Source organism: Pseudanabaena sp. BC1403, from assembly GCF_002914585.1.
Taxonomy (GTDB): Bacteria; Cyanobacteriota; Cyanobacteriia; order Pseudanabaenales; family Pseudanabaenaceae; genus Pseudanabaena.
In genome coordinates this window covers 57,520-80,960 of sequence record NZ_PDDM01000006.1, presented here as the reverse complement: position 1 = coordinate 80,960, position 23,441 = coordinate 57,520, and the positions used below count along the sequence as shown (strand labels likewise).

20 protein-coding genes are annotated in these 23,441 nt (G+C 42.1%); 7 read left to right on the top strand and 13 right to left on the bottom strand.

Annotation, left to right across the window (positions count from 1 at the left end; translation table 11 throughout):
* Nucleotides 1-79: 79 nt before the first annotated feature.
* Together CQ839_RS07605 and CQ839_RS07600 are read right to left on the bottom strand one after the other, a co-directional pair.
* Nucleotides 80-1,783, bottom strand: a complete 1,704-nt coding sequence (locus CQ839_RS07605) for a response regulator (RefSeq protein WP_103667678.1) — start codon at nucleotides 1,781-1,783, stop codon at nucleotides 80-82.
* A 1,169-nt stretch (nucleotides 1,784-2,952) separates the two neighbouring features.
* Nucleotides 2,953-5,172, bottom strand: a complete 2,220-nt coding sequence (locus CQ839_RS07600; RefSeq protein ID WP_103667677.1) for a polysaccharide biosynthesis tyrosine autokinase — start codon at nucleotides 5,170-5,172, stop codon at nucleotides 2,953-2,955.
* Nucleotides 5,173-5,425: 253 nt separating this feature from the next.
* On the opposite strand from CQ839_RS07600, the gene CQ839_RS07595 reads away from it, so the two are divergent.
* The 4 genes from CQ839_RS07595 to uppS all read left to right on the top strand — a co-directional run bounded on the left by CQ839_RS07595 (nucleotide 5,426) and on the right by uppS (nucleotide 9,145).
* Nucleotides 5,426-5,947 carry a cofactor assembly of complex C subunit B gene (locus tag CQ839_RS07595; RefSeq protein ID WP_103667676.1) on the top strand — a complete coding sequence of 174 codons (522 nt, stop codon included), beginning with the start codon at nucleotides 5,426-5,428 and terminating at the stop codon, nucleotides 5,945-5,947.
* A 119-nt stretch (nucleotides 5,948-6,066) separates the two neighbouring features.
* The gene (lysA, locus tag CQ839_RS07590; protein WP_103667675.1) at nucleotides 6,067-7,485 is read left to right on the top strand and encodes a diaminopimelate decarboxylase; all 1,419 of its coding nucleotides are present in this window, start codon (nucleotides 6,067-6,069) and stop codon (nucleotides 7,483-7,485) included.
* Between the two features lie 32 nt (nucleotides 7,486-7,517).
* Complete coding sequence (cdaA, locus tag CQ839_RS07585) at nucleotides 7,518-8,405, top strand: diadenylate cyclase CdaA (RefSeq protein ID WP_103667674.1); 888 nt, start codon at nucleotides 7,518-7,520, stop codon at nucleotides 8,403-8,405.
* Nucleotides 8,402-9,145 (top strand): polyprenyl diphosphate synthase, encoded by a 744-nt coding sequence (gene uppS / locus CQ839_RS07580; protein WP_103667673.1) that lies wholly within the window; start codon nucleotides 8,402-8,404, stop codon nucleotides 9,143-9,145. The genes cdaA and uppS overlap by 4 nt, the downstream gene beginning before the upstream one ends.
* Nucleotides 9,146-9,173: 28 nt before the next feature.
* On the opposite strand, the gene CQ839_RS07575 is transcribed toward uppS, so the two are convergent.
* Nucleotides 9,174-10,922 (bottom strand): diflavin flavoprotein, encoded by a 1,749-nt coding sequence (locus CQ839_RS07575; protein ID WP_258040654.1) that lies wholly within the window; start codon nucleotides 10,920-10,922, stop codon nucleotides 9,174-9,176.
* A 172-nt stretch (nucleotides 10,923-11,094) separates the two neighbouring features.
* On the opposite strand from CQ839_RS07575, the gene CQ839_RS07570 reads away from it, so the two are divergent.
* Nucleotides 11,095-11,589, top strand: coding sequence for a phosphoribosyltransferase (locus CQ839_RS07570; protein WP_103667672.1), 495 nt, complete (start codon nucleotides 11,095-11,097; stop codon nucleotides 11,587-11,589).
* Between the two features lie 46 nt (nucleotides 11,590-11,635).
* On the opposite strand, the gene CQ839_RS07565 is transcribed toward CQ839_RS07570, so the two are convergent.
* Nucleotides 11,636-12,136, bottom strand: a complete 501-nt coding sequence (locus CQ839_RS07565) for a hypothetical protein (RefSeq protein WP_103667671.1) — start codon at nucleotides 12,134-12,136, stop codon at nucleotides 11,636-11,638.
* 84 nt (nucleotides 12,137-12,220) lie between these two features.
* Nucleotides 12,221-12,466 (bottom strand): chlorophyll A-B-binding protein, encoded by a 246-nt coding sequence (locus CQ839_RS07560; protein WP_103667670.1) that lies wholly within the window; start codon nucleotides 12,464-12,466, stop codon nucleotides 12,221-12,223.
* A gap of 234 nt (nucleotides 12,467-12,700) precedes the next feature.
* Here CQ839_RS07560 and rsmG point away from each other — a divergent pair, with 234 nt between their 5' ends.
* Complete coding sequence (gene rsmG / locus CQ839_RS07555; RefSeq protein WP_103667777.1) at nucleotides 12,701-13,384, top strand: 16S rRNA (guanine(527)-N(7))-methyltransferase RsmG; 684 nt, start codon at nucleotides 12,701-12,703, stop codon at nucleotides 13,382-13,384.
* On the opposite strand, the gene CQ839_RS07550 is transcribed toward rsmG, so the two are convergent.
* The 6 genes from CQ839_RS07550 to hemL form a co-directional block, all read right to left on the bottom strand.
* Nucleotides 13,345-13,605 (bottom strand): DUF6761 family protein, encoded by a 261-nt coding sequence (locus tag CQ839_RS07550; RefSeq protein WP_103667669.1) that lies wholly within the window; start codon nucleotides 13,603-13,605, stop codon nucleotides 13,345-13,347. The genes rsmG and CQ839_RS07550 overlap by 40 nt on opposite strands.
* A 184-nt stretch (nucleotides 13,606-13,789) precedes the next feature.
* Complete coding sequence (locus CQ839_RS07545; RefSeq protein ID WP_103667668.1) at nucleotides 13,790-14,242, bottom strand: hypothetical protein; 453 nt, start codon at nucleotides 14,240-14,242, stop codon at nucleotides 13,790-13,792.
* A 39-nt stretch (nucleotides 14,243-14,281) separates the two neighbouring features.
* Nucleotides 14,282-14,497 (bottom strand): hypothetical protein, encoded by a 216-nt coding sequence (locus CQ839_RS07540; protein WP_103667667.1) that lies wholly within the window; start codon nucleotides 14,495-14,497, stop codon nucleotides 14,282-14,284.
* Nucleotides 14,498-15,323: 826 nt separating this feature from the next.
* Nucleotides 15,324-17,210, bottom strand: a complete 1,887-nt coding sequence (ftsH, locus tag CQ839_RS07535) for an ATP-dependent zinc metalloprotease FtsH (RefSeq protein WP_103667666.1) — start codon at nucleotides 17,208-17,210, stop codon at nucleotides 15,324-15,326.
* A gap of 147 nt (nucleotides 17,211-17,357) precedes the next feature.
* Nucleotides 17,358-17,984, bottom strand: coding sequence for a hypothetical protein (locus CQ839_RS07530; RefSeq protein ID WP_103667665.1), 627 nt, complete (start codon nucleotides 17,982-17,984; stop codon nucleotides 17,358-17,360).
* Between the two features lie 185 nt (nucleotides 17,985-18,169).
* Entirely contained in the window at nucleotides 18,170-19,480 is a 1,311-nt protein-coding gene (gene hemL / locus CQ839_RS07525) for a glutamate-1-semialdehyde 2,1-aminomutase (protein WP_103667664.1), read from the bottom strand.
* 411 nt (nucleotides 19,481-19,891) lie between these two features.
* On the opposite strand from hemL, the gene CQ839_RS07520 reads away from it, so the two are divergent.
* Nucleotides 19,892-20,569 (top strand): response regulator transcription factor, encoded by a 678-nt coding sequence (locus CQ839_RS07520; protein WP_094536366.1) that lies wholly within the window; start codon nucleotides 19,892-19,894, stop codon nucleotides 20,567-20,569.
* A 31-nt stretch (nucleotides 20,570-20,600) separates the two neighbouring features.
* Here the strand turns inward: CQ839_RS07520 and CQ839_RS07515 are convergent, their stop codons facing one another.
* Together CQ839_RS07515 and CQ839_RS07510 are read right to left on the bottom strand one after the other, a co-directional pair.
* The gene (locus CQ839_RS07515; protein ID WP_103667663.1) at nucleotides 20,601-21,056 is read right to left on the bottom strand and encodes a nitrate reductase associated protein; all 456 of its coding nucleotides are present in this window, start codon (nucleotides 21,054-21,056) and stop codon (nucleotides 20,601-20,603) included.
* A gap of 201 nt (nucleotides 21,057-21,257) precedes the next feature.
* On the bottom strand, nucleotides 21,258-23,306 hold the full coding sequence (locus CQ839_RS07510; protein ID WP_103667662.1) for an endonuclease MutS2: 2,049 nt from the start codon (nucleotides 23,304-23,306) through the stop codon (nucleotides 21,258-21,260).
* Between the last annotated feature and the right edge of the window lie 135 nt (nucleotides 23,307-23,441).

The window sequence follows — 23,441 nt, the reverse complement described above, 5'->3', positions numbered from 1 at the left end:
AGTATTATTTAGTCTGCTTTAGTAGACTTGAGCTTTTAGCCGAGGACTCCAACTTATTGGCTAAAAGTTCTTCTAGAAACTATTTAGGATTGTTATATCTATTAAAAATATTCACAATATTCTCAATCTGAATTGGCTTAGTAATAAAGTCATTCATACCTGCATCTATGCATAATTGGCGATCTTCTGGCAAAGCATTAGCAGTTAAAGCCACAATCCAAGGCTGTTGGCCGCAATCTTGACGAATCTGTTTAGTAGCCGTAATTCCATCCATTTTCGGCATTTGCATGTCCATAAAAATTACATCATACGTTTGAGTTTTCATTGCCTCTAAAGCTTCTAACCCATTGTTTGCGATCGTTGGGATATAACCTAGTGTTTCCAAGAATAGTTGTAGCACCCTCTGATTAACGAGATTATCTTCAGCGATAAGAACTTGTAAACTGCTTGATGGAGTAGTTGCTTGAGCTACAGGAGATAAAATTGGTTGAGTGGTGCTAGATATTGAAGAATGATCGGATTCTGTAGGTGCTGTTCTCAGCATAAGAGTAAAGTAGAATACTGATCCTTGTTGATGGATAGCTTCAGAATCCAATGTCCAACTATCAGGAGGATTCCCCCCAATTCGCCCCAAACTCTCGACCCAAATAGTCCCTCCCATTAACTCAACTAAACGCTTACTAATGGCAAGCCCTAATCCTGTTCCTCCATACTGACGACTGATGGAAGAATCAGCTTGTGTGAATGGTTGAAACAATAAATTTAACTGATTAACTTCAATACCAATACCCGTATCTTCAACTGCAAAGACTAATTCGCATAATTCATTGCAATTTTCGATCGGCCGAGGCTCGATCGCGATCGCAACATTGCCTTGCAGAGTAAATTTAATCGCATTACCTAAAAGATTGATTAAAACTTGTCGTATTCTTGCCGCATCACCGAATAAATTCTGAGGGATATCAGGATGTATCGAATATTGAATATTAAGACTTTTATCATTTGCTTGTTTACTCAAAAGTTCATAGACAGACCTGATGATATCTTCTAGAACCAGCGATCGGCTTTCTATCTTGAGCATTCCTGATTCAATTTTAGAGAAATCAAGAATGTCATTAATAATAGTTAAAAGAGAATCACCACTATCACGAATGATTTTTACATAATCTCTCTGTTCTTCTGTCAAATTGGTGGTTGACAATAAATCCGTCATTCCAATTACTCCATTCATCGGGGTACGAATTTCATGGCTCATATTGGCTAAAAAAGCACTCTTCGCGCGATTTGCTGCTTCTGCCAAATCTTTATCATGAGCTAAAGCTATTTCCTTCATTTCTAGCACCCTCACCTGCGCAAGAGTTTCCTCAAGTTGTTTTTGTTGCTCCCGCAAATGAGAAACAAAAGCAAATGTTCTATCAATTGTTATTTCTAAATCTTCAAAATCAATGGGTTTGGTAACAAAATCAAAAGCTCCGCAATTCATCGCCATCCGAATATTTTGCATATCTCCATAGGCTGAAACCACTACTGCTTTTATATTTTGATCAATTTCTATTAATTTTGAAATTAAGGATAGCCCATCCATCTTAGGCATCCTAATATCAGTAAGAATCATCGAGATATGTTTTGTTTCTTTCAGGATTTCTAAAGCTTCTATTCCATTTGAAGCAAATACAAAATCTAGTTCTTTAGATAAAATTCTTTTTCTAAAACGTTGCTTAAAGAGTCTTTGAATCTCAATCTCGTCATCAACTACTAAAACGAAATTTGTATTTTTTTGCATAACTTAAGGCTGACTGCTGTTTTCAAAATCTAACACTTTTATTTGATATATGGCAATTTAAAATTATTCATTGGTAATTCACCTTGTGGATACGATTTAGTTTTTGCTGTGCCTTCGGCACAGCAAAAACTAAATCGGTTTTGGTAAAAGCCAACCAAAGTTTAGCTTTTGCCAAAGCTGATTTTCATAATTAGAGTTGCCAATTATTAATAGATTGTAATATTTGTAGGAAGCTCACACTAAATTACACTTCCTATAGCTGTTTGCATTTTGCCTATGGCAAAGTACAAACTCCCGCCCCTTAATGTGATTTTTTTATTTTGTAAATGATTGGGTACTCATTTACAAAAACGCTATACATACTAGATTGCTATATTGAGTAAGACTTTTTGAAAAAAATGACAAATGCAATACGTTTAGATTTAGAAAGACTGAGTTATCCTAATTCACAAAACTTTAACGCCACTTAGAGAGGTAAATTAGAGAATTAAAAATCCAACTCAGTAAGGGTATTTAATTCTCTAGAATCTGATTAAAACTTAGGGTAATGGTATTAACCAGATATGAATCTCAGGCTTAGAATATATTAGCACCATAACAGTTTTATCTGGCTTTTCTGAGGCTGATTATTATGAGAAATAATATATACATCAATTTCTGATTAAATAAACCATAATAAAGTTTTTAAAAGTTTTACAAAGCAATACATTCAAAAAACTGTTGGTTCGGTGTTAAGCGAAAAATGCTGTAAATCATGTCCTTAGTCTGATTAAGTCCTCCTATAAACATCGATTGTGTCGTAAATCTGTCGTTAACTGATTTGCGTCACAATCGATGTTTTGTTTGCTGCGCACCACTTATTTTTCTCTTTATATAACTGTCGCTATGTGTACTAGCACATAAAACCCAAGAATTGATTGGCGGCGAGAAACACCGCCAATCAATTCTTGGGTTTTGATTTGTCCTAAGACAAGTGACTGTAACAATAGCAATGTAAGTTTTGCTATACAACACCTATTTTTTCGATGGGAAGGTAGTAGGTGTAGGTTCTATAGCAATGTAAGCTTTTCTTAGGACATAAAACCCCAATTAATCAAGGTGGAGCAAAGCTCCGCCTTGATTAATTGGGGTTTTGATTTGTCCTAGCTATCTCTTAGATTGCTATGCCTTTATGAGGGACTTTCTATTGCTTCAACTTCTGAATCCTCTTCCGAATCAGGTTCTTCTTCGACAGTTTCTGAAGGATTTAGATAATAACGATCATAGTATCCATAGTGATATTCGCTGTCAGAGGAGCCAATCATATTAATCAACAATCCAGAAACATTAGCCCTAGCTGTTGATAAAATCTCTAAAGCTCGGGAAATTCCACTTCTTGTAGAGCGATTAATCGCAGCCACCAAAATGAAGGTGTCAACCTTAGAGGTCAAACACTGAGCGTCAGTTATGCCAATTACAGGTGGAGTGTCAACTAATACATAATCGTACTCTTGTCGCCATTCTTGTAGTAGGGCTGCCATTTTATTTGACTCAAGCAATAGCATTGGGTTGGGAGGAAGAGAGCCTGAAGTTAAAATGTGCAAACGATCATCATCATCTCCTGCCTGAATCAGATCTTGCCAAGGACTAGGGGTTGCTAAAGCCGTAGACAAACCAACTTTATTGCTCAGCCCAGCCAACTTATGAACGGTTGGCTTTCGCATATCTGCATCAACTAAAAGAGTTCTGTATCCTAGAGCCGATAGAATGATGGCAAGATTATAAGTCAATGTACTCTTGCCTTCAGAAGGTACAGATGAGGTGAAAGCAATTACTTTCATCATGTTGTCTGTACCCAAGTAGCGCAAATTTAATGCGAGAGAACCTAGCGCCTCTTTAAAAGCATAGTAGCTGCTAGTGGGCAATAGACCTTGACTGTTGATTGCCGACAAAGAGGCTGTTTCTGTTATCGGAATTGAGGCAAGTAAAGGAATATCAATTATTTCTCTAACTTCTCCGACCTCACGAATCCGCTGATCTAAGCGGTTGAGTAACAGGGCAAATAGGACACCTAGTACTAAGCCAGAAATTGCTCCAGTAATCAAACTTCTCTCGATATCTGGAGAAGATGGTCTGATGGGAATAAGTGGTGGCTCCAAAACCTTCCACGATGAAATCTCTTGAGCTTCAGAAATCCTTAATTCTTCTAGTTTTTCGCTGAGCTTATTATAGGTAGAGCTATCAAGGGCAAGTTGTCTTTGAATTTCCACATACTTTTGTTGAATCTGGGGAATCTTAGAAAAAGCCGTAGATACTTCTGTCTGGGCATTGCGGATGCTTTCTAGTTGAGCTTGACTCACAGCAAGGGTAGTTTGAGCATCAAATAACTGAGAGGCCAGGTTTTGTTGAATCGCGCTATTAGGTTCATTGGTAATATTTGCTGTATTGCCTCTAACGCCTACTACTGACTGAGCGCGAGTCTCCAGTAGCCGATAGAGTTCATCACGACGATCTTTAAGGGCAATAACACTAGGGTGATCACCTCGAAATCGAGTTCGCTCTAAAAAGTAGTTAGTTTCAACTTCTTGGAATTGCTTAACCAAGGATTGGTAAGGAGCATCTTGTTGCAAAATCGCACCGCCGATCGCAGCTTCTGGAGATTTACCAACTTGACGACTAAGAACTTCATATTGCTGTTGGACTTGGGCAATTTTGATTTGTAAGTCTTGAGCTTGATTTTCTAGAGCCTCACGCATTTTATAGACAGAGGCGGCATAAGTGTCAGGATCGACGATGTTATAGGTCTTACGAAATTGGGTAACTGCTAGAGCTGACTTATCCAGTTGTTGCTTGACTTGGGGAAGTTTGTCTTGAATAAATTTAATCGCAGTACTGGATTTAGTACGGCGATCTTTTAAGCTATATTCGACATAGGTTTGAGCTAATGCGTTTAAAACTCCCTGCGCTCGTTTGGGATTACTATCTGTATAAGTAAGACGCAAAACCATCGTGTCTTTTTCAGGACGGATGTCTAATCCGCTCATGATTGTCAATGCATCTAGATCTTTGTAAGCAGATGAAGGGGATTGCTGCATCTTGGAGACGGCTATTTCAATCAAAGGCCGACTTTTCAGAATAGCGATTTCTGTACCAAGATTAACCGTAGAGCTAGTGGGCAAGCCTGGGAGTTGGATATCTGATACAGCGATCGTTGAGTTGACTAAGAGTGAAGCACTTGAGCGATATTGCGGAGTTCTGGTAAATGTGTAGTAAGTGTTTCCAGCAAATACGGTGACCGAGACAGCTACGATGACGATCCAGCGCTTGCGGAGTACTCTGAGGAATTTGGCAAGTTTAAATGAGTCATCGACATACTTGCCTACATAGGTAGCTTTAGGATATTCAGTCATCGTTGTTTTTACCTAAGTAGCTTTAATCTTTACGCCCTTAATCGTTAATGTTTATATCAAAATCAAGATAATATATCAAATTAAAAAATTTGAGTAAGTACATTGGCATAATTGGCATAATTAAAAAACAAAACCCAAATCTGTTTCGCCCGCGCAGCGGGTGAAACAGGTTTTAGAGTTTTATATTTAATTATGTCTACCTATAATAAGTGATTATTAGACTGTATCTAAAGCCAATAACATCTCAGATCGAATGCCTGCAACTATTCCGACAATATATTCCACCCTGTTCTTAACAATCCTGTTGTTTTATGGGTTAATTTCTTTTTTGCGTGGTTCAATCCGCGATCGCACAACTGATGCATTGTTTGCTGTAGAAAACCTTACGGACGATCACCTATTGAAGCAAGTTCGCGATCATTTTCAACAAAGAGCTTACAAAGTAGTTGAGATTGATCCAGAACGGGATGTTGCCAATCTCTCAGGTCAAGTCAAACCAAGTCTTTTTTTGGCAATATTTCTGACAATACTAGCGGCAGTTGGTTTAATTTGTTTGGGGGTAGTTTTAGGTATTTTAATCCCTGAGCTAGAAAATCTTTGGTTGTGGTTGACGCTCTTGTCACCGATCGCTGGTGTGTTTTATTGGCGGGGTACACCGCGCGAGCGCAAAGTTAGCCTGCAACTTTTACCTGAAACAAGACTTAAGGTTCGCGCTCACAAAGATGAAATCGAAGAATTGCAAAGATCTCTAAACCTAGAAAAAATAGATTATTAAAGGCAAAGATAGTTTCTTTGCAACTATCTTTGTCTTTAATAAAAATAGCGACAAATAAAATTGCCGCTATTTTTTATAATAGATATTAGAAAAGTTTTACAAAAAATTATTGGTGCTTCATGACTAGTGTTTTAACCAGTCTAAAACAAGAGACTGTTGTGGCGAATCCCCTAAAAAGTAATGCTTCGAATCTAAATAGCTTGTCGCCAAATCAACAACTTCTACCATTAACTGCTGTAGTTAATTCTAGCGATCATCTCGAAATTGGTGGTTGTGATGTGGTGGATTTAGTGCGGCAATATGGTTCACCACTATATATTTTGGATGAAGTCAGCCTCAGAACTGCTTGTCAGCAATATCGGGATGCCTTTGCTAAGCATTATCAAGGACAGTCACAGGTTTTATATGCTTCCAAAGCTTGGAGCTGTCTGGCTGTTTGTGCGATCGTTGGCTCTGAAGGGCTGGGGATCGATGTCGTATCGGCAGGTGAAATCTTGACGGCTCTTCGGGCAGGTGTTTCGCCAAGTTTGATTTATTTTCATGGCAATAATAAATCTGCCGATGAACTGAGCTATGCCCTAGAGTCTGGTTGCACGATCGTAGTTGATAACTGGCATGAGCTACAAACTTTGGATCTCCTTGCCAAAGAGCAATCCCTTGCAGTGAGTTTTATTGCACCACGCATCATGTTGCGCCTGACCCCAGGGATTGAATGTCATACCCATGAATATATTCAGACTGGACATATTGATAGTAAATTTGGTTTTGACCCCAATGAAATCGAAGCAGTATTTGCTTTTGTTAGTGCGTCTAGCCTTAACTGCATTGGTATCCATGCTCATATTGGTTCACAAATTTTTGAACTACAACCACACCAAGATATTGGCGGTGTGATGGTGCAATGGTTTAAACTTGCGATTGAAAAATATGGTTTGAAGTTTTCAGAGCTAAATATTGGCGGTGGTCTGGGGATTCGCTACGTGGAATCAGACGATCCACCTAGCATTGAAGATTGGGTACAAACAGTAAGTGCTGGTGTAACTGATGCATTTATTGCATCAGGTTTACCATTACCCAAGCTGCTTTGTGAACCAGGGCGATCGCTAGTCGGTTCCACCTGTGTGACAGCCTATACCATTGGTGGCAGCAAAACTGTTCCTGATATTCGCACCTACATCACCGTTGACGGTGGCATGTCTGACAATCCGCGTCCAATTACCTATCAATCGAAATATCGCGCTGTGGTGGCAAATCACATGAGTGCATCCTTGTCTCAAACTGTGACGATCGCAGGTAAGCATTGCGAATCAGGTGATATTTTAATTAAAGATATTCAACTGCCTGAGACTAAATCTGGCGATATTCTCGTTGTATTCGGAACGGGAGCATACAATTACAGCATGGCATCGAATTACAATCGGTTGCCAAAACCTGCGGCGGTCGTTGTGGGGACTGGGGAATCCAGTTTAATTATCAAACGAGAAACTCGTGAGGATCTATTACGTCAAGATTGTCTGCCAGAGAGATTACGGAAGTAGTTGTATTTCAGTTGTGAATGAGAGGACGATGAATGCAGTGGTTTAATATCAACTCAATTGCATTCATTATGAGGGCGATCGATATCCTTGCGGTATTAGGATTGATCTACCTCATGCTGTCTCTCAGCAATGATCGCCGCACGTTATTGATGGTGAGGGGGATCATCTTTTTGCTAATTGCTAGCGTATTGAGCGATCGCCTTGGTATGCGATTGCTCAATTTTGTCCTAGATAAATTATTGATTGGTGCAGCCGTGGCGATGGCAGTGATTTTGCAGCCAGAGCTGCGGCGATTTCTAGAACGGCTGGGACGTGGAGATCTACTTTCGTTAATTCAACCGCCAACAAATCGGAGATCACCTGTTGAGGTTGACTCAGTAATTGAAGAGATTAATGATGCTGTGATTGAACTATCACAAAACCGTACAGGGGCATTGATGATTATTGAGACGGGTGAACCCATTGACGATCGCGATTTTTCAGTACCAGGGGTGAGACTTAACGCCTTATTATCGAAAGAGCTATTGCATACAATATTTCAAACTTCGACGCTTTTACATGATGGAGCTATCCTAATTCGAGAAGATCGGATTCTGGCGGCTGGTGTGATTTTGCCAATTTCTGAACGAGCCGCCTCGCGGGAAATTGGAACTAGACACCGTGCTGCAATGGGAATTACTGATCGCGTTAGAAATTGCTTTTGTATTGTCGTTTCCGAAGAAACAGGCTCGATCGCGATCGCGGAAAATGGCATCTTAGATCGTCCGATTTCCAGTAGTCGTCTGCGAGAAATATTAGAAACTAAACTTGGTAATTATCGTCCAACTTCTTTAGGAAGAACAGTACCACGCTTTAATTGGCTCTGGTCAAACTCAATTCTCAAAAATATGGTAAGTCGAAAATCGTCAGAAAAGAAATGACTGCTAAGCTATTACAAACTTTGCCACTAGACCTCGATCACCAACGCTTGCCCAAACATGTAGCCGTAATTATGGACGGTAACGGACGTTGGGCAAAGCAAAAGGGTATGCCAAGAATTGCGGGACATCGACAGGGTGTAGATGCTCTGAAGGATTTATTGCGCTGCTGTAAAGATTGGGGAATTGCGGCATTAACGGTCTATGCTTTTTCTACGGAAAATTGGAGCCGCCCCGCGCAAGAAGTTGATTTCTTGATGGTTTTATTTGAGCGGATGTTGCGCCGTGAATTGGAGGAAATGTGTCGAGAAGGAGTACGCATTTCCTTTGTAGGTGATCTAGATTCTTTGTCAAAATCTTTGCGAAATGAGATTGAGCGATCGCAAACTGCGACGGCAAATAATCAGGCGATTCACTTTACGGTAGCGATCAACTATGGAAGCCGACGCGAAATTGTGAAGGTATGTCGCCAAATTGCGGAAGCAACTTTGGCTGGTGAAGTTAATCCTGAAAATATTGATGAAAATCTCTTTGAGCAACATCTCTATACGGCAGGAAATCATAACCCTGATCTATTGATTCGCACTAGTGGCGAAATGCGCTTGAGTAATTTTCTGCTCTGGCAAATGGCATACACGGAGATGTATTTTACCCATACGCTTTGGCCAGACTTCAATCGCAGTGAATTTCACCGAGCGCTGGTTGACTATCAAGAACGAGATCGCCGATTTGGTAAAGTATAAAAAAGAGGGCGCGAAGCGCCCTCTTTTTTTAGTAATGGTTACCAACTTTACGGTGGTGGGCGGCGGTGAGAGACTCAGGTTTAGAAACCCTGCCTTCCTCAGCGATCGCATAGATGATCCAGTGATCGCTGCATTCCATCCGACTTATCACTTCACATTCCATAAATGCTAGGGCATCAGTGAGGATTGGTGCGCCAAATGACGATAATTGGGTTTTGACACCTTCAAAGCGATCTGCCCCTGGAGCAAATCGTTTTAGAAAATGCTGCATCAGTTTGGAATAATTACCATCTTCGAGAACGTTTAACACAAAGCGATCGCCTACTTGCATAAACGACTCGATCGCCCGATCCTTTGCGACGGCAACGGTAAAGCCGAGAGGTTTGAAACTGGCTTGAGCCACCCAAGAAGCTAACATCGCACTGCGAGCACCACCTTTGGCGGCTGAGATAATATACAAACCACCTGCTAAACGTCCTAAAGCTTTATCAAGATCGGCATCGATCGCTTTTAGTTGTTTGATGTTTTGCTTACGAGTTAGCATTTGCCCCAAGTCAGTACCTGCTTCATCACAGGTTTGGTAGATTGCCTCGTTCGGATTTTCGCGAACCCGAATCGCTGGAAACGCGGTGACAACGCCCAAATCTTTAAATCTGTTATTTAACAAATCGATAGAGGAATCTTGATCTCCATGCGGTTCATACAGACCAATTACTTGCTTCTCACTAGCTGCGGCAAGAATTGCGCCGATCGCCGTTTCCACATGACTATTGGCTGCTGGCGGTGTGCAGACGACTAAACCTGCCGCATGACCGACCAGTTCACGCAATTCCTGTAAATCGATCGCTTTGAGATCTGCCATTTCCACAGCCACACCAGTTTTGGCAATACCACGGGCGATTGCCTGCGATAGGCGATCGCAATAGCCATAGTCGGACACATAGCAAACTACTACATTAGTTTCGCCCTTAGTTTGTGCTTGGCTCCATTGGCGATAGTTTTCGGTCAGTTCTTTGATGTTATAGCGCAGCAAAGGCCCATGACCATTTGCGACGATTTCCGCTTGCGGTAAATCATCCATCCGCTTCATCGCCGAAATTACCGATCGCGCATTGGGAGCCATCAAGCATTCGTAATAAAAGCGATAGTCTGGCGTAATTCTTTTTAAATCCTCATCGTAAACAGCATCACTGCAATAATGCATTCCAAAAATATCGCAGGTATACAAAATTGATGTGCCAAGATCAAAGGTCATCATTGTGTCTGGCCAATGCAGATTTGGTGCATTCACAAATTGCAAAATATGACCATTGCCCAGATCAACTTGATCGCCATTTTTGACAACTTGTTGCTTAAACGGCTGATTGATCAGCTCACCCAGAAACTGCAAAGCCACTTTGGTCGCCACCACAGTGACATTGGGGGCTAAGGACAATATTTCCTTTACTAAGCCACTGTGGTCTGGCTCTGTATGGCTAATTACCAAATAATCAATCTGTGCAGGATCAATTAGACCTTGGAGAGTTTTGAGATATAGTTCACGAAACTTGGCGTGGGATGTATCGACTAACGCAAGTTTTTCGCCACGAATGATAAAAGAGTTATAAGTAGTACCATTTTGCAAACCAAACTCGATATCAAAGCGATCGCGATCCCAATCAAGCGATCGGATTGTGGTCGTGTCAGCCGCAATTTCGGCAACTTGGATAGTGAGTCGGCGTTCAATCGACTTCTCTGCAACATTTACAATAGAAGGACTCTCAACAGCATCTACCACGATCTTGTCTCCCTATCTGATTTTCAACTATCTCCAGTCTAATGCTTACTTTTCGACAAGTCCAATTGATTGTACTAATTGATACTATAAGTAACCTACTAAAAACCAAAAATTAGGTGGTTTTACGAATTAACGCCACTTAATTTCTGGGCTACAACCCAACTCTCCTACTATGTCAGATCTTTACGTTTCATGGGAAGAATATCACGCCAACATCGAGAGATTGGCAGCCCAAATTCATCAATCCCAATGGGAATTCGATCAAATTCTTTGTCTTGCTAGGGGCGGCTTACGTATTGGTGATGTACTTTCGCGGATTTACGACAAACCCCTCGCCATTCTCTCGACTTCTTCCTATGGTGGCAAAGATTTTCAGGAAAGAGGCAACTTGACGATCGCTAGTAATATCACCATGACTACGGCGACACTTGGCAAAAGGATTTTGCTAGTGGATGATTTAGTCGATTCAGGTGTGACTCTAGCGAGGATCTTGGAATGGTTGCAACAGCATGAAGAATTTGCAATTACTGAAGTGAGATCGGCGGTTCTATGGTTCAAAGAATGCTCGATCGCTAAGCCCGACTATTATGTGGATTTTTTGGCGGACAATCCTTGGATTCATCAGCCTTTTGAGAAATATGAAAAACTCAATCCTAGCGATCTGTAAACCCTAATTCTGTAAATCTTTAGTGAAAGCTTCGACTCTTCTCATACTACCAAGACAAAAATGCAGCTTCGACACCTTGTTCGCGCTTAACTTTGGCATCACGTTCCACCCAAGAAATTATTTGTGCTACGGTCAAATCTTCTATATGCGAGCCGCAATCTTTCGCGATCGCAACTAATGCTGACATCGCCGAAATGACCATGCGCGTGAGAAATTTCTCATGACTAGAGAGATTGGCAGGTGTAACTTCATCCTGACGAGTGTCTTCAAAATCTAAATCAGGATGCGGTGAAGTCCATTTTAAAAATGCAGCATCTTCACCTTGCTCTTTACGAATCTGGGAATCATGCTCAATCCATTGCACGATTTGGCTAGCTCTGATCTCTTCAGCGTGAATATTCAATTCCTGAGCAATTTTGGTAATGAGCCGCATTGCAGAAATGGTGATGCGGGTCATAAATTTTTCCATAGTTGAAAGCATCGCACCGTTTACGGCATGGGCTTCTTCAAGGGTTAAGAACTGAATTGGATCTTGCGGAGTTGTCATAACACTATAATTACAGGGGCAAAGCCAAGCTTTCCCCCATTTTTAGAACCCGATAATTTGTAAAAATTCTTTACCAGTAGCCACCTATGCAATGGCGATTAAGGTAATCCCAATAATTGCCAAAACAATTAAGGTAATCCCAATCATTGGTAATCGTCCATTTAGGAGTTTTGCAGTACCCAAAGGCTCTTCCCTTCGATCTTCGCCTTTTTGTTCACCCTTCTTCTCAACTTTGTCATCAAAATACATCTTGGGTTCGATCGCCCAATTATTTAAGATGCCGCGCTCATCTTTTGTAAAAGCAGTACGCACTTTAGTTTCTTCGGACATGAGTTTTCATCCTCTTATATTTTTATATTTTTTTGTTATATCGGTAGCAGCCTATGAGTGATAGCCCTGCACGAAGCTCTTCATCTATCATCGCTTAGCAATGCTACATGAATCTTAATGTTTCTTTGATCTTATCGTCATAATGTCGAAATTCAACAAACATCGAATGAGAGATCTCGCAATCGCTAGTAAAGTAGAGATCGCGCTTGGCGCTATTTCTACTTAATGTTTTTTATGCCCCACTTTTCCCACCTATTCCAGCATTGGCAATCTACCCTTAAATGGTCGCCTAACCCTGATCAAATCGATCAATTTGAAAAGCTTTACGAACTTGTTCTGGAAGGCAATAGCAAACAAAATCTGACTCGGATTACAGCTGCCGATGATTTTTGGGAAAAGCATTTATGGGATTCTTTACGTGGTGTATTAGCTTTTTGGGATCTTGAAAATATTAAGGTAATTGATATTGGAACAGGGGCAGGATTTCCTGGCTTACCGATCGCGATCGCCAAGCCTTCATGGCAATTCACCTTGCTAGATAGCAAACAAAAAAAGGTTGCCTTTGTCGAAGAAACAATTCAAACTTTGCAATTATCTAATGCGATCGCCCTAGCAGGACGTAGCGAAGATATTAATAGGCTTTCAGATTATAAAAAAAAGTATGACTTAGCCATTGTAAGAGCTGTAGGCAAACCAGATATTTGTGCTGATTATGCATTACCGTTTCTCAAAAAAAGCGGCACAGCAGTACTCTATCGTGGTCAATGGTTACCCGAAGAGAGTGAACATCTAGATATATTTTGTGAGCAACAAGGGCTACAAGTCGTTAAGCAAGATCGCTTTCAAACTCCGCTTACAGCAGGCATTCGCCATAGCGTTTATCTTTCACCCCGTTCAACCTCTAACTCAAACTCATAAGGAGATGCAAAGTTGGAGGAATCATATAGAAATCGGATTACCTCTTCTTCAAGACGGTGAATATGATGGACTTCTACAGCATTAGTAAAGCGCAGAGCCGAGAGATAACCGTCTAAAAAAAGTCTCATTTCGTCGGTTGAACGATAACCACGTTCTGACATTTCGACTAGAGAGTCGGTAATCTTTTGATAATGACGAATGGCGATCGCGTCTTGAAGCATAGGTCAAGCTGGGAATAACTACCGTCTTAAGTGGGTTTTGCTTAGGTAATAAAATGGTTCCCCTCTAGTTCTAACGAGCGATCGCTAGTTAAGAAAATTCAAATTTTATGTACTTTTAGCACTGCTATTCTATCACTTTGAGATACGTAAAAGCAGAAGGGACGCATAGCGTCCCTTCTGCTTTTTATTCATAGATTGGCAAAGCATCTTGCCAACTAGGATAAATTCGTGCTTGCCATTGATCGTGAGCGATCGCTAACAAGCTTTCGCTCAGAGATAAGTTTGGAGTAGACTGCTGTGATCTAGACACAATTGTCGGGCAATCAATCCCATATACAGGGATATTTAATTGCTCGCCAATTGTCCTTGCAACAACAATGCCAATCCTTGTGCCAGTGAAACTACCGATACCTGTGGCGATCGCTAAAAAAGCAAAATCAGTCCATGCGCGGTCACCCACAAACAAACCTAAGCAGTCATGTAACTGTAGAGATAGTTCTCTGCCTAGTTCCCATGACTGCTGCTTGTGAATGCTATAGATTTGAGGATTGCGATCAGAATTTGGGTTAAGTTCAGCGATCGCAAGCTCTAATTTGGTAGTCGTTGTATGTAAAGCAAGGGCAAAACTTGTGGTCATGATCTGTAGAATGCTGGAATATAATAACCAGAATTCAAATTAGAATTTATTGCCACCAGTGCCAGTATCAGCAGCGCCAGTATCGGCAGCACCAGTATCGGCTGCTCCATTGGATTCAGAATCTTCAGGATCGTTATAGCTGCCCATTGGTCTTCTACGTCCAAAGCGACCCATAGGGGTGCGCTTACGAAACTTACGCGCATACGCTTGGTTGCGAAGAGCTTTTTCTTTTTTCTGATTGCGGCGCTTAGCCATTTTAACCTACTGTACCCCTTAGAGATTGAGTCTATTTAAGCTAACACAAAACGAGGAATAGACAAAGCCCTATTATTTTTTAACAGCAATTCTCATTATAAAAATTAGGTTTGTTGAAAGCTTGATTTCAGCAAAATCCCAGCAAATCCCAGAATTAGTTTCATAAGGAGGACTACTGATTTTTTAAGAACAGGCTTGTAAACTGATTTCTAGGCTCAATGAATACGATTCGCTGGTTCGACCAATAAGCAACCGAAAGTTACCTGTAACTTCTGAGTAGCACCAGAGTGATCTCTTAATAGGCTTTTAGTCGCTAGCAAACGCTGTGTGGTTTGGATAATGTCATCTGCAATTGGTCTGTAAATGATGGCTTTGCGCAAGTCTTTACACAATATCAATAACGGTAATTTTTTATCGCGCTTTTAATTGAGATAGCTATAGCAATTTATGCAATACCAAAACACAAAATGGCTACGCCACTTTGTGCTTTGGTATGACAACACTTCTGTGAATTGGTATTAGGACAAAATCAAAGCCACAAATAGATTAGCGCCGCTACTCCATTTGTGGCTTTATATCCTGATATACATTTCATGCCAATTCACAAAAGTGTGACAACACTTTCGTGAATTAAAAACCAAACCCAGTAAGGGTTGAAAAAAACAAAATGGCGTAGCCATTTTGTTTTTTTTTGGTATCAGCAGAATATATAGCAATGTAAGAGATAGCTAGGACAAATCAAAACCCAAATTAATAAAGTCGGAGTAAAGCTCCGCTTTTATTAATTTGGGTTTTATGTCCTAAGCAAAGCTTGGATTGCTATATTCTAAATTTGAGGAACAAAACGTTCTTTTACAGGAAGAGATGTGTACTCAGAAACAATGCGACGGAATTCATCACCGTCGAGAGTTTCATTCTCAACTAGAAGATCAACAACGCGATCAATCGCTGCGCGATTTTCGTACACAATCTGAATCGCAGACTGATAGCACTTCTGGACAATTTCACGAACTTGCTGATCGATTTTTGCGGAAATATCTTCAGAATATTGAGAACCGCCGCCCATGCTACGTCCGAGGAACACCTCAGAGCTTTGACCTTCGAGGGCAAGTTGACCAATATTCGACATACCGTAACGAGTCACCATCTGACGCGCCATGCCACCGACTTGTTGCAAATCTCCACCTGCACCAGTAGTAACTTCCGCAGCGCCAAATACTGCTTCTTCAGCAGCACGTCCACCAAGAGCAGCCGTGATCCGAGCAAGGATTTGACTGCGAGAAACTAGAGTTTGCTCTTCATCGGGGGTGAACCATGTCAAACCTGCCGCTTGACCTCTAGGAATGAGAGTAACTTTTTGGACAGGATCATGATCCTTTAGCAATGTACCAACGATCGCATGACCAACTTCGTGATAAGCAATCAAGCGTTTGTTACGGCTATCGACTAAAGCCTTACCTTCTAGACCAGCAATAACGCGATCGACAGCATCATCAATTTCTGCCATGGTCATCGCATCCTTGCGACGGCGAGCAGTAAGAATTGCAGCTTCGTTAAGCAAGTTAGCCAGATCCGCACCTGCAAAACCAGGGGTGCGACGGGCGATCGCTTCAAGCGATACTTCAGGACTGATCTTTTTGTCGCGAGCATGAACATTTAGAACTTGCAAACGACCTTTGATATCAGGTGGATCAACTCCGATTTGGCGATCGAAACGACCTGGACGTAATAATGCTGAGTCAAGCACATCAGCACGGTTAGTTGCCGCAATGACGATTACGCCTGAGTTACCTTCAAACCCATCCATTTCAGTGAGGATTTGGTTGAGCGTTTGTTCGCGTTCGTCGTTACCACCACCGATACCTGCGCCACGTTGACGACCTACGGCATCGATTTCATCAATGAAGATGATACAAGGAGCGTTCTCTTTGGCTTTTTTAAATAAGTCTCGGACGCGGGATGCACCGACACCAACAAACATTTCGACAAACTCAGAACCAGATACGGAGAAAAAAGGAACGCCAGCTTCTCCAGCGATCGCTTTAGCCAGCAAAGTTTTGCCAGTCCCTGGAGGCCCAATTAACAACACGCCCTTTGGAATCTTTGCGCCAACAGCGGTAAATCGCTCTGGTTTCTTCAAGAAAGTCACAACTTCTTGCAGCTCTTCTTTGGCTTCTTCGATACCAGCGACATCGTCAAACATTACGCCAGTTTGGGCATCCATCGCGAAACGTGCCTTGGATTTACCAAAATCCATCGCTTGACCAGGTCCGCCCATTTGATTGGAACGACGGAATAAGAAAAACAAACCTGCGATTAGAGCAACTGGGAAAATTAAATTACTAATAAAGCCCCAGATTGCTCCATTGTTGCTAGGAGGATAAATGGCAAGATCTACGCCGCCTTCGTTGAGTTTTTCCATCAACTCAGGAGCGTATAGAGGCAGGTCAACTCTAGCGCGTTGCTCTTTGCCCTCAATTTGGGGATCACTTGCTACGATTACCGCCGTGCGACCACCATCAAAAATATCAACCTTGCGTACCCGATGTTCATCGAGATATTCAAGGAATCTTCCATAGGCGATTCGGGTATTTGCCGCATTTACAGTGGGGCGGCTAGGTGCGGGACGGGCAATTAATGTCTGCCATCCAAAAAAGCCTATTATCGCTATGGGCAGTAACCACAGCAGTGCAGTTCTCCAAGAGGATTTCATATAGCAAAGAGCCTGATGTTCAAAATAATTTCTTAACTAAACTTAACTTACCATGAACCTCAATCAATGTAATAGCGCGATCATAAATATCTATCAAAAGAAAAACACCCCCGAATGGGGGTGTTTTTCTTTTGATAGATATTAGGTTTAGAGGCGCAATTCTTTTCGCCCATTTTGGACGATTTTGATCATGTCAATTAGCTGCGTCTCAAGATTGCCTAATACGCGATCGCTATATTCATCTGCGCCGCGCTGCATATCTTGGACTTCGCCCGTCACTCTCTGATGCAACAAGTCAAGATCCTTTTGAGCTTGACGGCGCATTTGATTGACTTCATTGAGAGTTTGCGATCGCACTTGTTCGCATTCTTCTTGCAGTTCGCGGCGGATTTGACTTGCCTCTTGCTCTGCTTGGCGAATAATCGCCGATTCTTCTAATAGCTGACTTGCCCTTAACTCAGCAGATTTAATTAAATCTTCAGCGTATTGTTGAGCCTCGGTAACTAGGTCTTGTTTGTAGAGGAGAATCTCTTCAGCTTTAGCGATCGATTCAGGAACAGAGAGCCTTACGCGATCGATCTGCTGACATAGTTTTTCTTCGTCGATGACGGTATGCCCCATCACGCGAGGACCACTTTCCAGCACCATTTCTTCAAGATGGTCTAGCTCTTTGTGTAAGCTCATGTAGTAGTCGGCTCTTGGTAAAGGCGCAGGGGAGCCGTTGTAATTACCATTGTTAGATTTAGTACTAGCAGTTGAGTTTTCTGTCAGCATCGGGTTTGTGTAGGAGAAAGTTCAATGCTTTGCTTTGATGTTCTAGACTGTCTAGCTTGCCAAATGTGCTTAAGCGAATCAGCCTAGAAATAACTAATCAACATTGTAAATGACTTTTTGCGAAAGCTGTTACAACATGAACTTTTTTTGATGAGATGAGCTTTGCTCATCTCATCAAAGTTATTTTAAACGGCAATTTGTGACAATACAGCACGAGTTGCGGCTAATGTCGCTTCTACATCAGCATCAGTATGAGCAAGTGATGTAAAACCTGCCTCAAACTGAGAAGGTGCAAGATATACACCATGCTCTAGCATTCCACGATGAAATTTCGCAAACTTGACTGTGTCACTGGTTTTGGCATCTTCATAGTCATAAACTTGCTGACTAGTGAAGAACATCCCGAACATCGCTCCAACAATGTTACCCGTAGCAGCATGTCCAGTTTCATGAGCGATCGCCAACATTCCTTCCGCCAGCTTCTTAGTAACTTGTTCAAGGTACTCATAAGAGCCAGCCCGCTTGAGGATTTCCATAGTTTTAATCCCTGCGGTCATCGCTAAAGGATTACCCGATAACGTTCCAGCCTGATACATTGGACCAGCAGGAGCAACCATCGCCATAATATCTTTGCGACCACCATAGGCTCCCACAGGCAAACCACCACCGATGACTTTTCCCATAGTAGTTAGATCTGGGGTAACGCCGAAATGAGCCTGTGCACCACCATAGGAGACGCGGAATCCTGTCATGACTTCATCAAATACTAGTAGTGCACCATTTGCATGACAAAGATCTTTCAATCCTTGCAAGAATCCTTCCTTAGGTGCAATACAACCAGCATTGCCGACCACTGGCTCAATGATCACCCCAGAAATTTCATTAGGATTTGCCGCAAATAATGCCTTGACAGCTTCGAGATCGTTGTAGGGCGCATTCAGAGTATTAGCAGTTGTGGACTTTGGTACACCAGGAGAGTCTGGCAAGCCAAGGGTAGCTACTCCAGATCCTGCTTTGACCAGAAACATATCAGCGTGCCCGTGATAGCATCCTTCAAACTTAATGATTTTGTCACGTCCTGTAAAAGCTCTCATCAAGCGTAATACTGACATGCAAGCTTCAGTTCCAGAATTCACAAAGCGCACCATTTCCACACTAGGTACAGCTTCAATCACCATTTCGGCGAGCGTATTTTCGAGAACGCAAGGCGCACCAAAGCTAGTGCCTTTTTCAAGAGCCTTATGTAATGCTTCAATGACTTCAGGATGGGAATGTCCAACGATCGCAGGGCCCCATGAGCCAATATAGTCAATGTACTTGTTGCCATCGATGTCCCAGGCGTATGCACCACTTACGCGATCGAATACGATTGGCTCACCGCCAACGGATTTGAATGCACGGACTGGGGAACTCACACCACCAGGCATTAATTGTTTTGCTTTAGCAAAAATTTCTTGGGATGCGGTTGTTTTAAAGGTAGATAAATTCGCAGTCATTTTTTAACGAAGATTTATTTTAGGAATTTTGACTCTTTCTAGACTCAATTTAACTTAGCAATGATGCAAGCGGCACAAAATTCCATGAGAAAGTAAGGAACCAATTTTGGGATGGTACGGCGAAGCCGTACCATCCCAAAATTGGTTCCTTCGCGAATTCTTAGTAAACAAGATTTTTGTATCTTTATTTTCTAAAATAAAAAAGAGCAAGATTGTTGTAGTCGCAATAATACTTAAAATTTTTGCATTTCTGAAAAAGCATTCGATCTTTCGTATATGATGCAAATAGATAGGGGTGAATCGTGTTAATGAGATTTATAAAGTTCATATTCTTCATAAACCTGCAAAGGCATTTGTTAACATAGAAATATGCACCTATCAACCTTAAGTAACTGAGATTTGATCGATCCAATGAGAATTCTCCTTGTAGAAGATGATGCTAACTTAGCTGACACTTTAGCTGAAGTGCTAACTAGTCAGCATTGTGTTGTAGATATCGCAAGAGATGGTGAAGAAGGCTGGGAGAAATCTCAAGCTGACGACTACAACCTGATCTTGTTAGATGTCATGCTGCCAAAGCTTGACGGCATTAACTTATGCCGCCGTTTGCGGGCGCATGGCAACAATATACCGATTTTGATGGTGACTGCGCTCGATATGAGCACCGACAAGGTTCAGGGGTTAGATGCTGGTGCTGATGATTACCTCGTCAAGCCGATCGATCCGCCTGAGTTAATGGCTCGTATTCGGGCTTTGTCACGTCGCGCTCAAATTGCTGAACCCACTGTTTTACGTTGGGGGGAACTGCAACTTGATCCAGGTATGCATGAGGTTTCCTATGCAGGACAATCTGTGCACTTGACTCCTAAGGAATACAACATCCTAGAGTTGCTACTCCATCATGGTCGTCAAGTCCTAAAGCGAATCACAATTGTGGAACATGTTTGGTCTTTGACCGATCCACCTAGAGAGGACACGATCAATGCCACGATCAAGAGTCTGCGGAATAAGTTAAAGGGTGCTGCTGCTCCTCATAATTTGATCGAGACAATTCACGGTGTTGGCTATCGTTTGAGTCAACTTTCATAAAGAAAAAGGAGTGCAAAGCACTCCTTTTTCTTTATGGTATTAGCCCAAATTCTTGTAGAGCTGGCAAAAAATTATTGTTTTCGTGATTAGAGTTGCTTAGCTTAATTAGGGCAAAACGTTGTATTGGTGTGAGAGCTTGCCATTGATTTAGGGCGATCGCAAAGTTTAATTCCTGCGCGTGCAGCTCCACACTTAGGGGGATTGATTCTATTTGCATCCATACAGGTTCTTTGTCTATTGGCAAATCGCTCGGATAGGTATTGAAATATTGAAAAACTTGCGATCGCAAGTTTTCTCGATAGTCTTGAATCTCTTTGTTAGTCTCACAAGGCAAATCAATTAGTTTTTGACGTTGAATAGTGGAAAAACTATGCCAATGTTGCAGTTTGAGCTTGATACCACATGTGTCTAGTTTGTACCGTACTTGCATAGGGATACAACGCAAGGCAGCGACAAAATCGGCTTCAAACTCAAAAAATTGCAGCATATTTTTAAAAAACAAACATTAAAGCTACGGTGTACAAACAAGTCTAGATTGTCTGCACATATCGCGAACGCCCTGCACTCAAGTGCGGGCTAAGAGCTAAAACCCGTTGAAACGGGTTAATCTTTTTCAGTCAGTCCACTTCAGTGGACTTTAGCTTTTAGCCCAGAACTTGAGTTCTTGGCTATTTTATGTGTACAAGGTTTAAACCTTTTCAGTGTCAGTAATATTGACAGTTAGTTTCATGGTTCCCAAACGTACTGAAAACTCGCCAGAACTATTGGGAACCGTCAATACTTGCGCGATTTTGCCAAATTTGGGAATCCGCACCCGATCGCCTACCTTAAGCTGTACCTCAATTTTTTCTTCAGGGACAATAGGTAGATGACGCTTGGTTAGTTCTCCGATTCTCTGCTCAGTACGTTGCACATCAGCCGCCACTTGTTCGCCTAGTTGTTCACCTTTTTGCAACTTACGGATTACTCGACCAACTTCTTTTTGGGCTTGAGCGATCGCTGCATTCACTTCTTTTTCTTGACGCTCACGCAACTCTTTAGCTTGCGATCGCATTTTTTCCGCCCGATCCAAAATCTCATTATGCAAACGTTCAGTCTCAGCAAGTAAATTTGCAGCAGCTTCAGTTTTTTGAGTTTGTTCACGCCGTTGGGCTTCCAATTCGGCGATTACATCATTCATTTCCGTAGAACCAATGCCCACGAGCACTTGAGCCGCTTCGATGATTTCCTGTGACAAGCCCAAGCGTCCTGCGATCGCTAGAGCATTAGAACGCCCAGGGATACCCCACAGAAGCCTATAGGTAGGAGCTAGAGAAGCATCATCAAATTCTACGGAAGCATTCTCAAATTTGGGGTTTTGGTATTTCAGGGCTTTGAGTTCGCCAAAGTGAGTAGTCGCGATCGCGAGTCTTGTATGCTCACCGAGATATTCTAATAAGGCCGTCGCGATCGCGCTGCCTTCAGATGGATCAGTACCAGCGCCAACTTCATCGAGCAAAACTAGAGACTGGGGCGAAAGTGAGTCTAAAATTCGACCAATACGGCGAATATGTCCCGAAAAAGTCGATAGATTTTGCTGCAATGACTGCTCATCGCCAATATCAGCAAGCACAAGATCAAACCAAGGCATTTCCACAGGCTCTTTAGCAGGGATAAACATTCCTGCTTTAGCCATTAAAGCCGCCAAGCCAAAAGTTTTCAGCGTCGCAGTTTTACCGCCTGTATTGGGCCCTGTAATCACGACTACGGAAATTTGCGGCGAGATTAATACATCCACAGGCACGACTTCGCGCCCTTCTTCATTTTGTTGTTGCCATACCAACAAAGGATGCCGCAATTGGCGCAGAACGATTGATTCATCCTCCAAAAAATGCGGTGGATTTCCTTTTAACCAATATCCATAACGCGCCCGAGCCACAGCCAGATCTATCTTTGTTACAATAATCAGCAATCTTTGTAAATCTTCAACGATCGCAGTAATCTTGGCACTAAGTTCCGCCAAAATAATCTCGATTTGAGCCTGTTCCATTTTCAAAAGTTGGCGCAAGCGGTTATTTGACTGCACAATAGAGTTTGGCTCTACGAATAAGGTCATCCCCGTGCTGGAAGTATCGTGAATTACCCCAGGTACGCGATCTCGTTGGGGCGACTTTACCGATAACACATAGCGATCGCTACGTTGCGTAATGATCTGCTCCTGTAACGAGCTAGCATTGCGCTGGATAATATTTTGCAGCTTAGTAATAATTTGATCGCGCACTGAGGTCAACTCATGGCGAATTTCACCTAAACGCGCTGAAGCTCGATCTAAAACATTTCCCCCTTCATCTATACAGCGATAGATTTCCTGCTCGACATCAGGATAAGTTCGCAATTCGCTAGCGAGGATTTGCAAATTTGGGCAGTAATCGACGTTATCTAGCTGACGGCGGAGGTTTCGTGCCCCTGCCAAAGTCGTGGCGATCGCCCATAACTCTAAGGCTGACAAAATCCCCTGTTTCTCAGCCCGAAATACCGCCTCTGTAATATTTTGAATCCCATCTAGAGATACGCCTGCATTTCGCTCTTCCAATGCATAGGCTTCTTTAGTTTGAGTGAGTAACTCTAATGTATCTTCATAGCGATCGGGTATTGGTAAATGCGCCGATGCGATCGCACCCAGCTTTGTCGTTGTAAATGTTGATAAATGCTGACATAAACGATTCCATTCCAACAGATCTAACGTCTCAGCTTGCATGACACCTCAAAATAGCTTTTTATTCGTCAACATCCAGCGATCAAACCCGAACCAAGAAATTTTTTAAAAGTGTTGCTTCGCAACACTTTTAAAAAATTTCTTGTGGTTCGTTTGATCGGAAATTGCTGTAAGTCC

Coding starts and splice junctions, on each gene's coding strand:
- CQ839_RS07605 (WP_103667678.1), bottom strand. CDS start 1,783: ATGCAAAAAAATACAAATTTCGTTTTAGTAGTTGATGACGAGATTGAG.
- CQ839_RS07600 (WP_103667677.1), bottom strand. CDS start 5,172: ATGACTGAATATCCTAAAGCTACCTATGTAGGCAAGTATGTCGATGAC.
- CQ839_RS07595 (WP_103667676.1), top strand. CDS start 5,426: ATGCCTGCAACTATTCCGACAATATATTCCACCCTGTTCTTAACAATC.
- lysA (WP_103667675.1), top strand. CDS start 6,067: ATGACTAGTGTTTTAACCAGTCTAAAACAAGAGACTGTTGTGGCGAAT.
- cdaA (WP_103667674.1), top strand. CDS start 7,518: ATGCAGTGGTTTAATATCAACTCAATTGCATTCATTATGAGGGCGATC.
- uppS (WP_103667673.1), top strand. CDS start 8,402: ATGACTGCTAAGCTATTACAAACTTTGCCACTAGACCTCGATCACCAA.
- CQ839_RS07570 (WP_103667672.1), top strand. CDS start 11,095: ATGTCAGATCTTTACGTTTCATGGGAAGAATATCACGCCAACATCGAG.
- CQ839_RS07565 (WP_103667671.1), bottom strand. CDS start 12,136: ATGACAACTCCGCAAGATCCAATTCAGTTCTTAACCCTTGAAGAAGCC.
- CQ839_RS07560 (WP_103667670.1), bottom strand. CDS start 12,466: ATGTCCGAAGAAACTAAAGTGCGTACTGCTTTTACAAAAGATGAGCGC.
- rsmG (WP_103667777.1), top strand. CDS start 12,701: ATGCCCCACTTTTCCCACCTATTCCAGCATTGGCAATCTACCCTTAAA.
- CQ839_RS07550 (WP_103667669.1), bottom strand. CDS start 13,605: ATGCTTCAAGACGCGATCGCCATTCGTCATTATCAAAAGATTACCGAC.
- CQ839_RS07545 (WP_103667668.1), bottom strand. CDS start 14,242: ATGACCACAAGTTTTGCCCTTGCTTTACATACAACGACTACCAAATTA.
- CQ839_RS07540 (WP_103667667.1), bottom strand. CDS start 14,497: ATGGCTAAGCGCCGCAATCAGAAAAAAGAAAAAGCTCTTCGCAACCAA.
- ftsH (WP_103667666.1), bottom strand. CDS start 17,210: ATGAAATCCTCTTGGAGAACTGCACTGCTGTGGTTACTGCCCATAGCG.
- CQ839_RS07530 (WP_103667665.1), bottom strand. CDS start 17,984: ATGCTGACAGAAAACTCAACTGCTAGTACTAAATCTAACAATGGTAAT.
- hemL (WP_103667664.1), bottom strand. CDS start 19,480: ATGACTGCGAATTTATCTACCTTTAAAACAACCGCATCCCAAGAAATT.
- CQ839_RS07520 (WP_094536366.1), top strand. CDS start 19,892: ATGAGAATTCTCCTTGTAGAAGATGATGCTAACTTAGCTGACACTTTA.
- CQ839_RS07515 (WP_103667663.1), bottom strand. CDS start 21,056: ATGCTGCAATTTTTTGAGTTTGAAGCCGATTTTGTCGCTGCCTTGCGT.
- CQ839_RS07510 (WP_103667662.1), bottom strand. CDS start 23,306: ATGCAAGCTGAGACGTTAGATCTGTTGGAATGGAATCGTTTATGTCAG.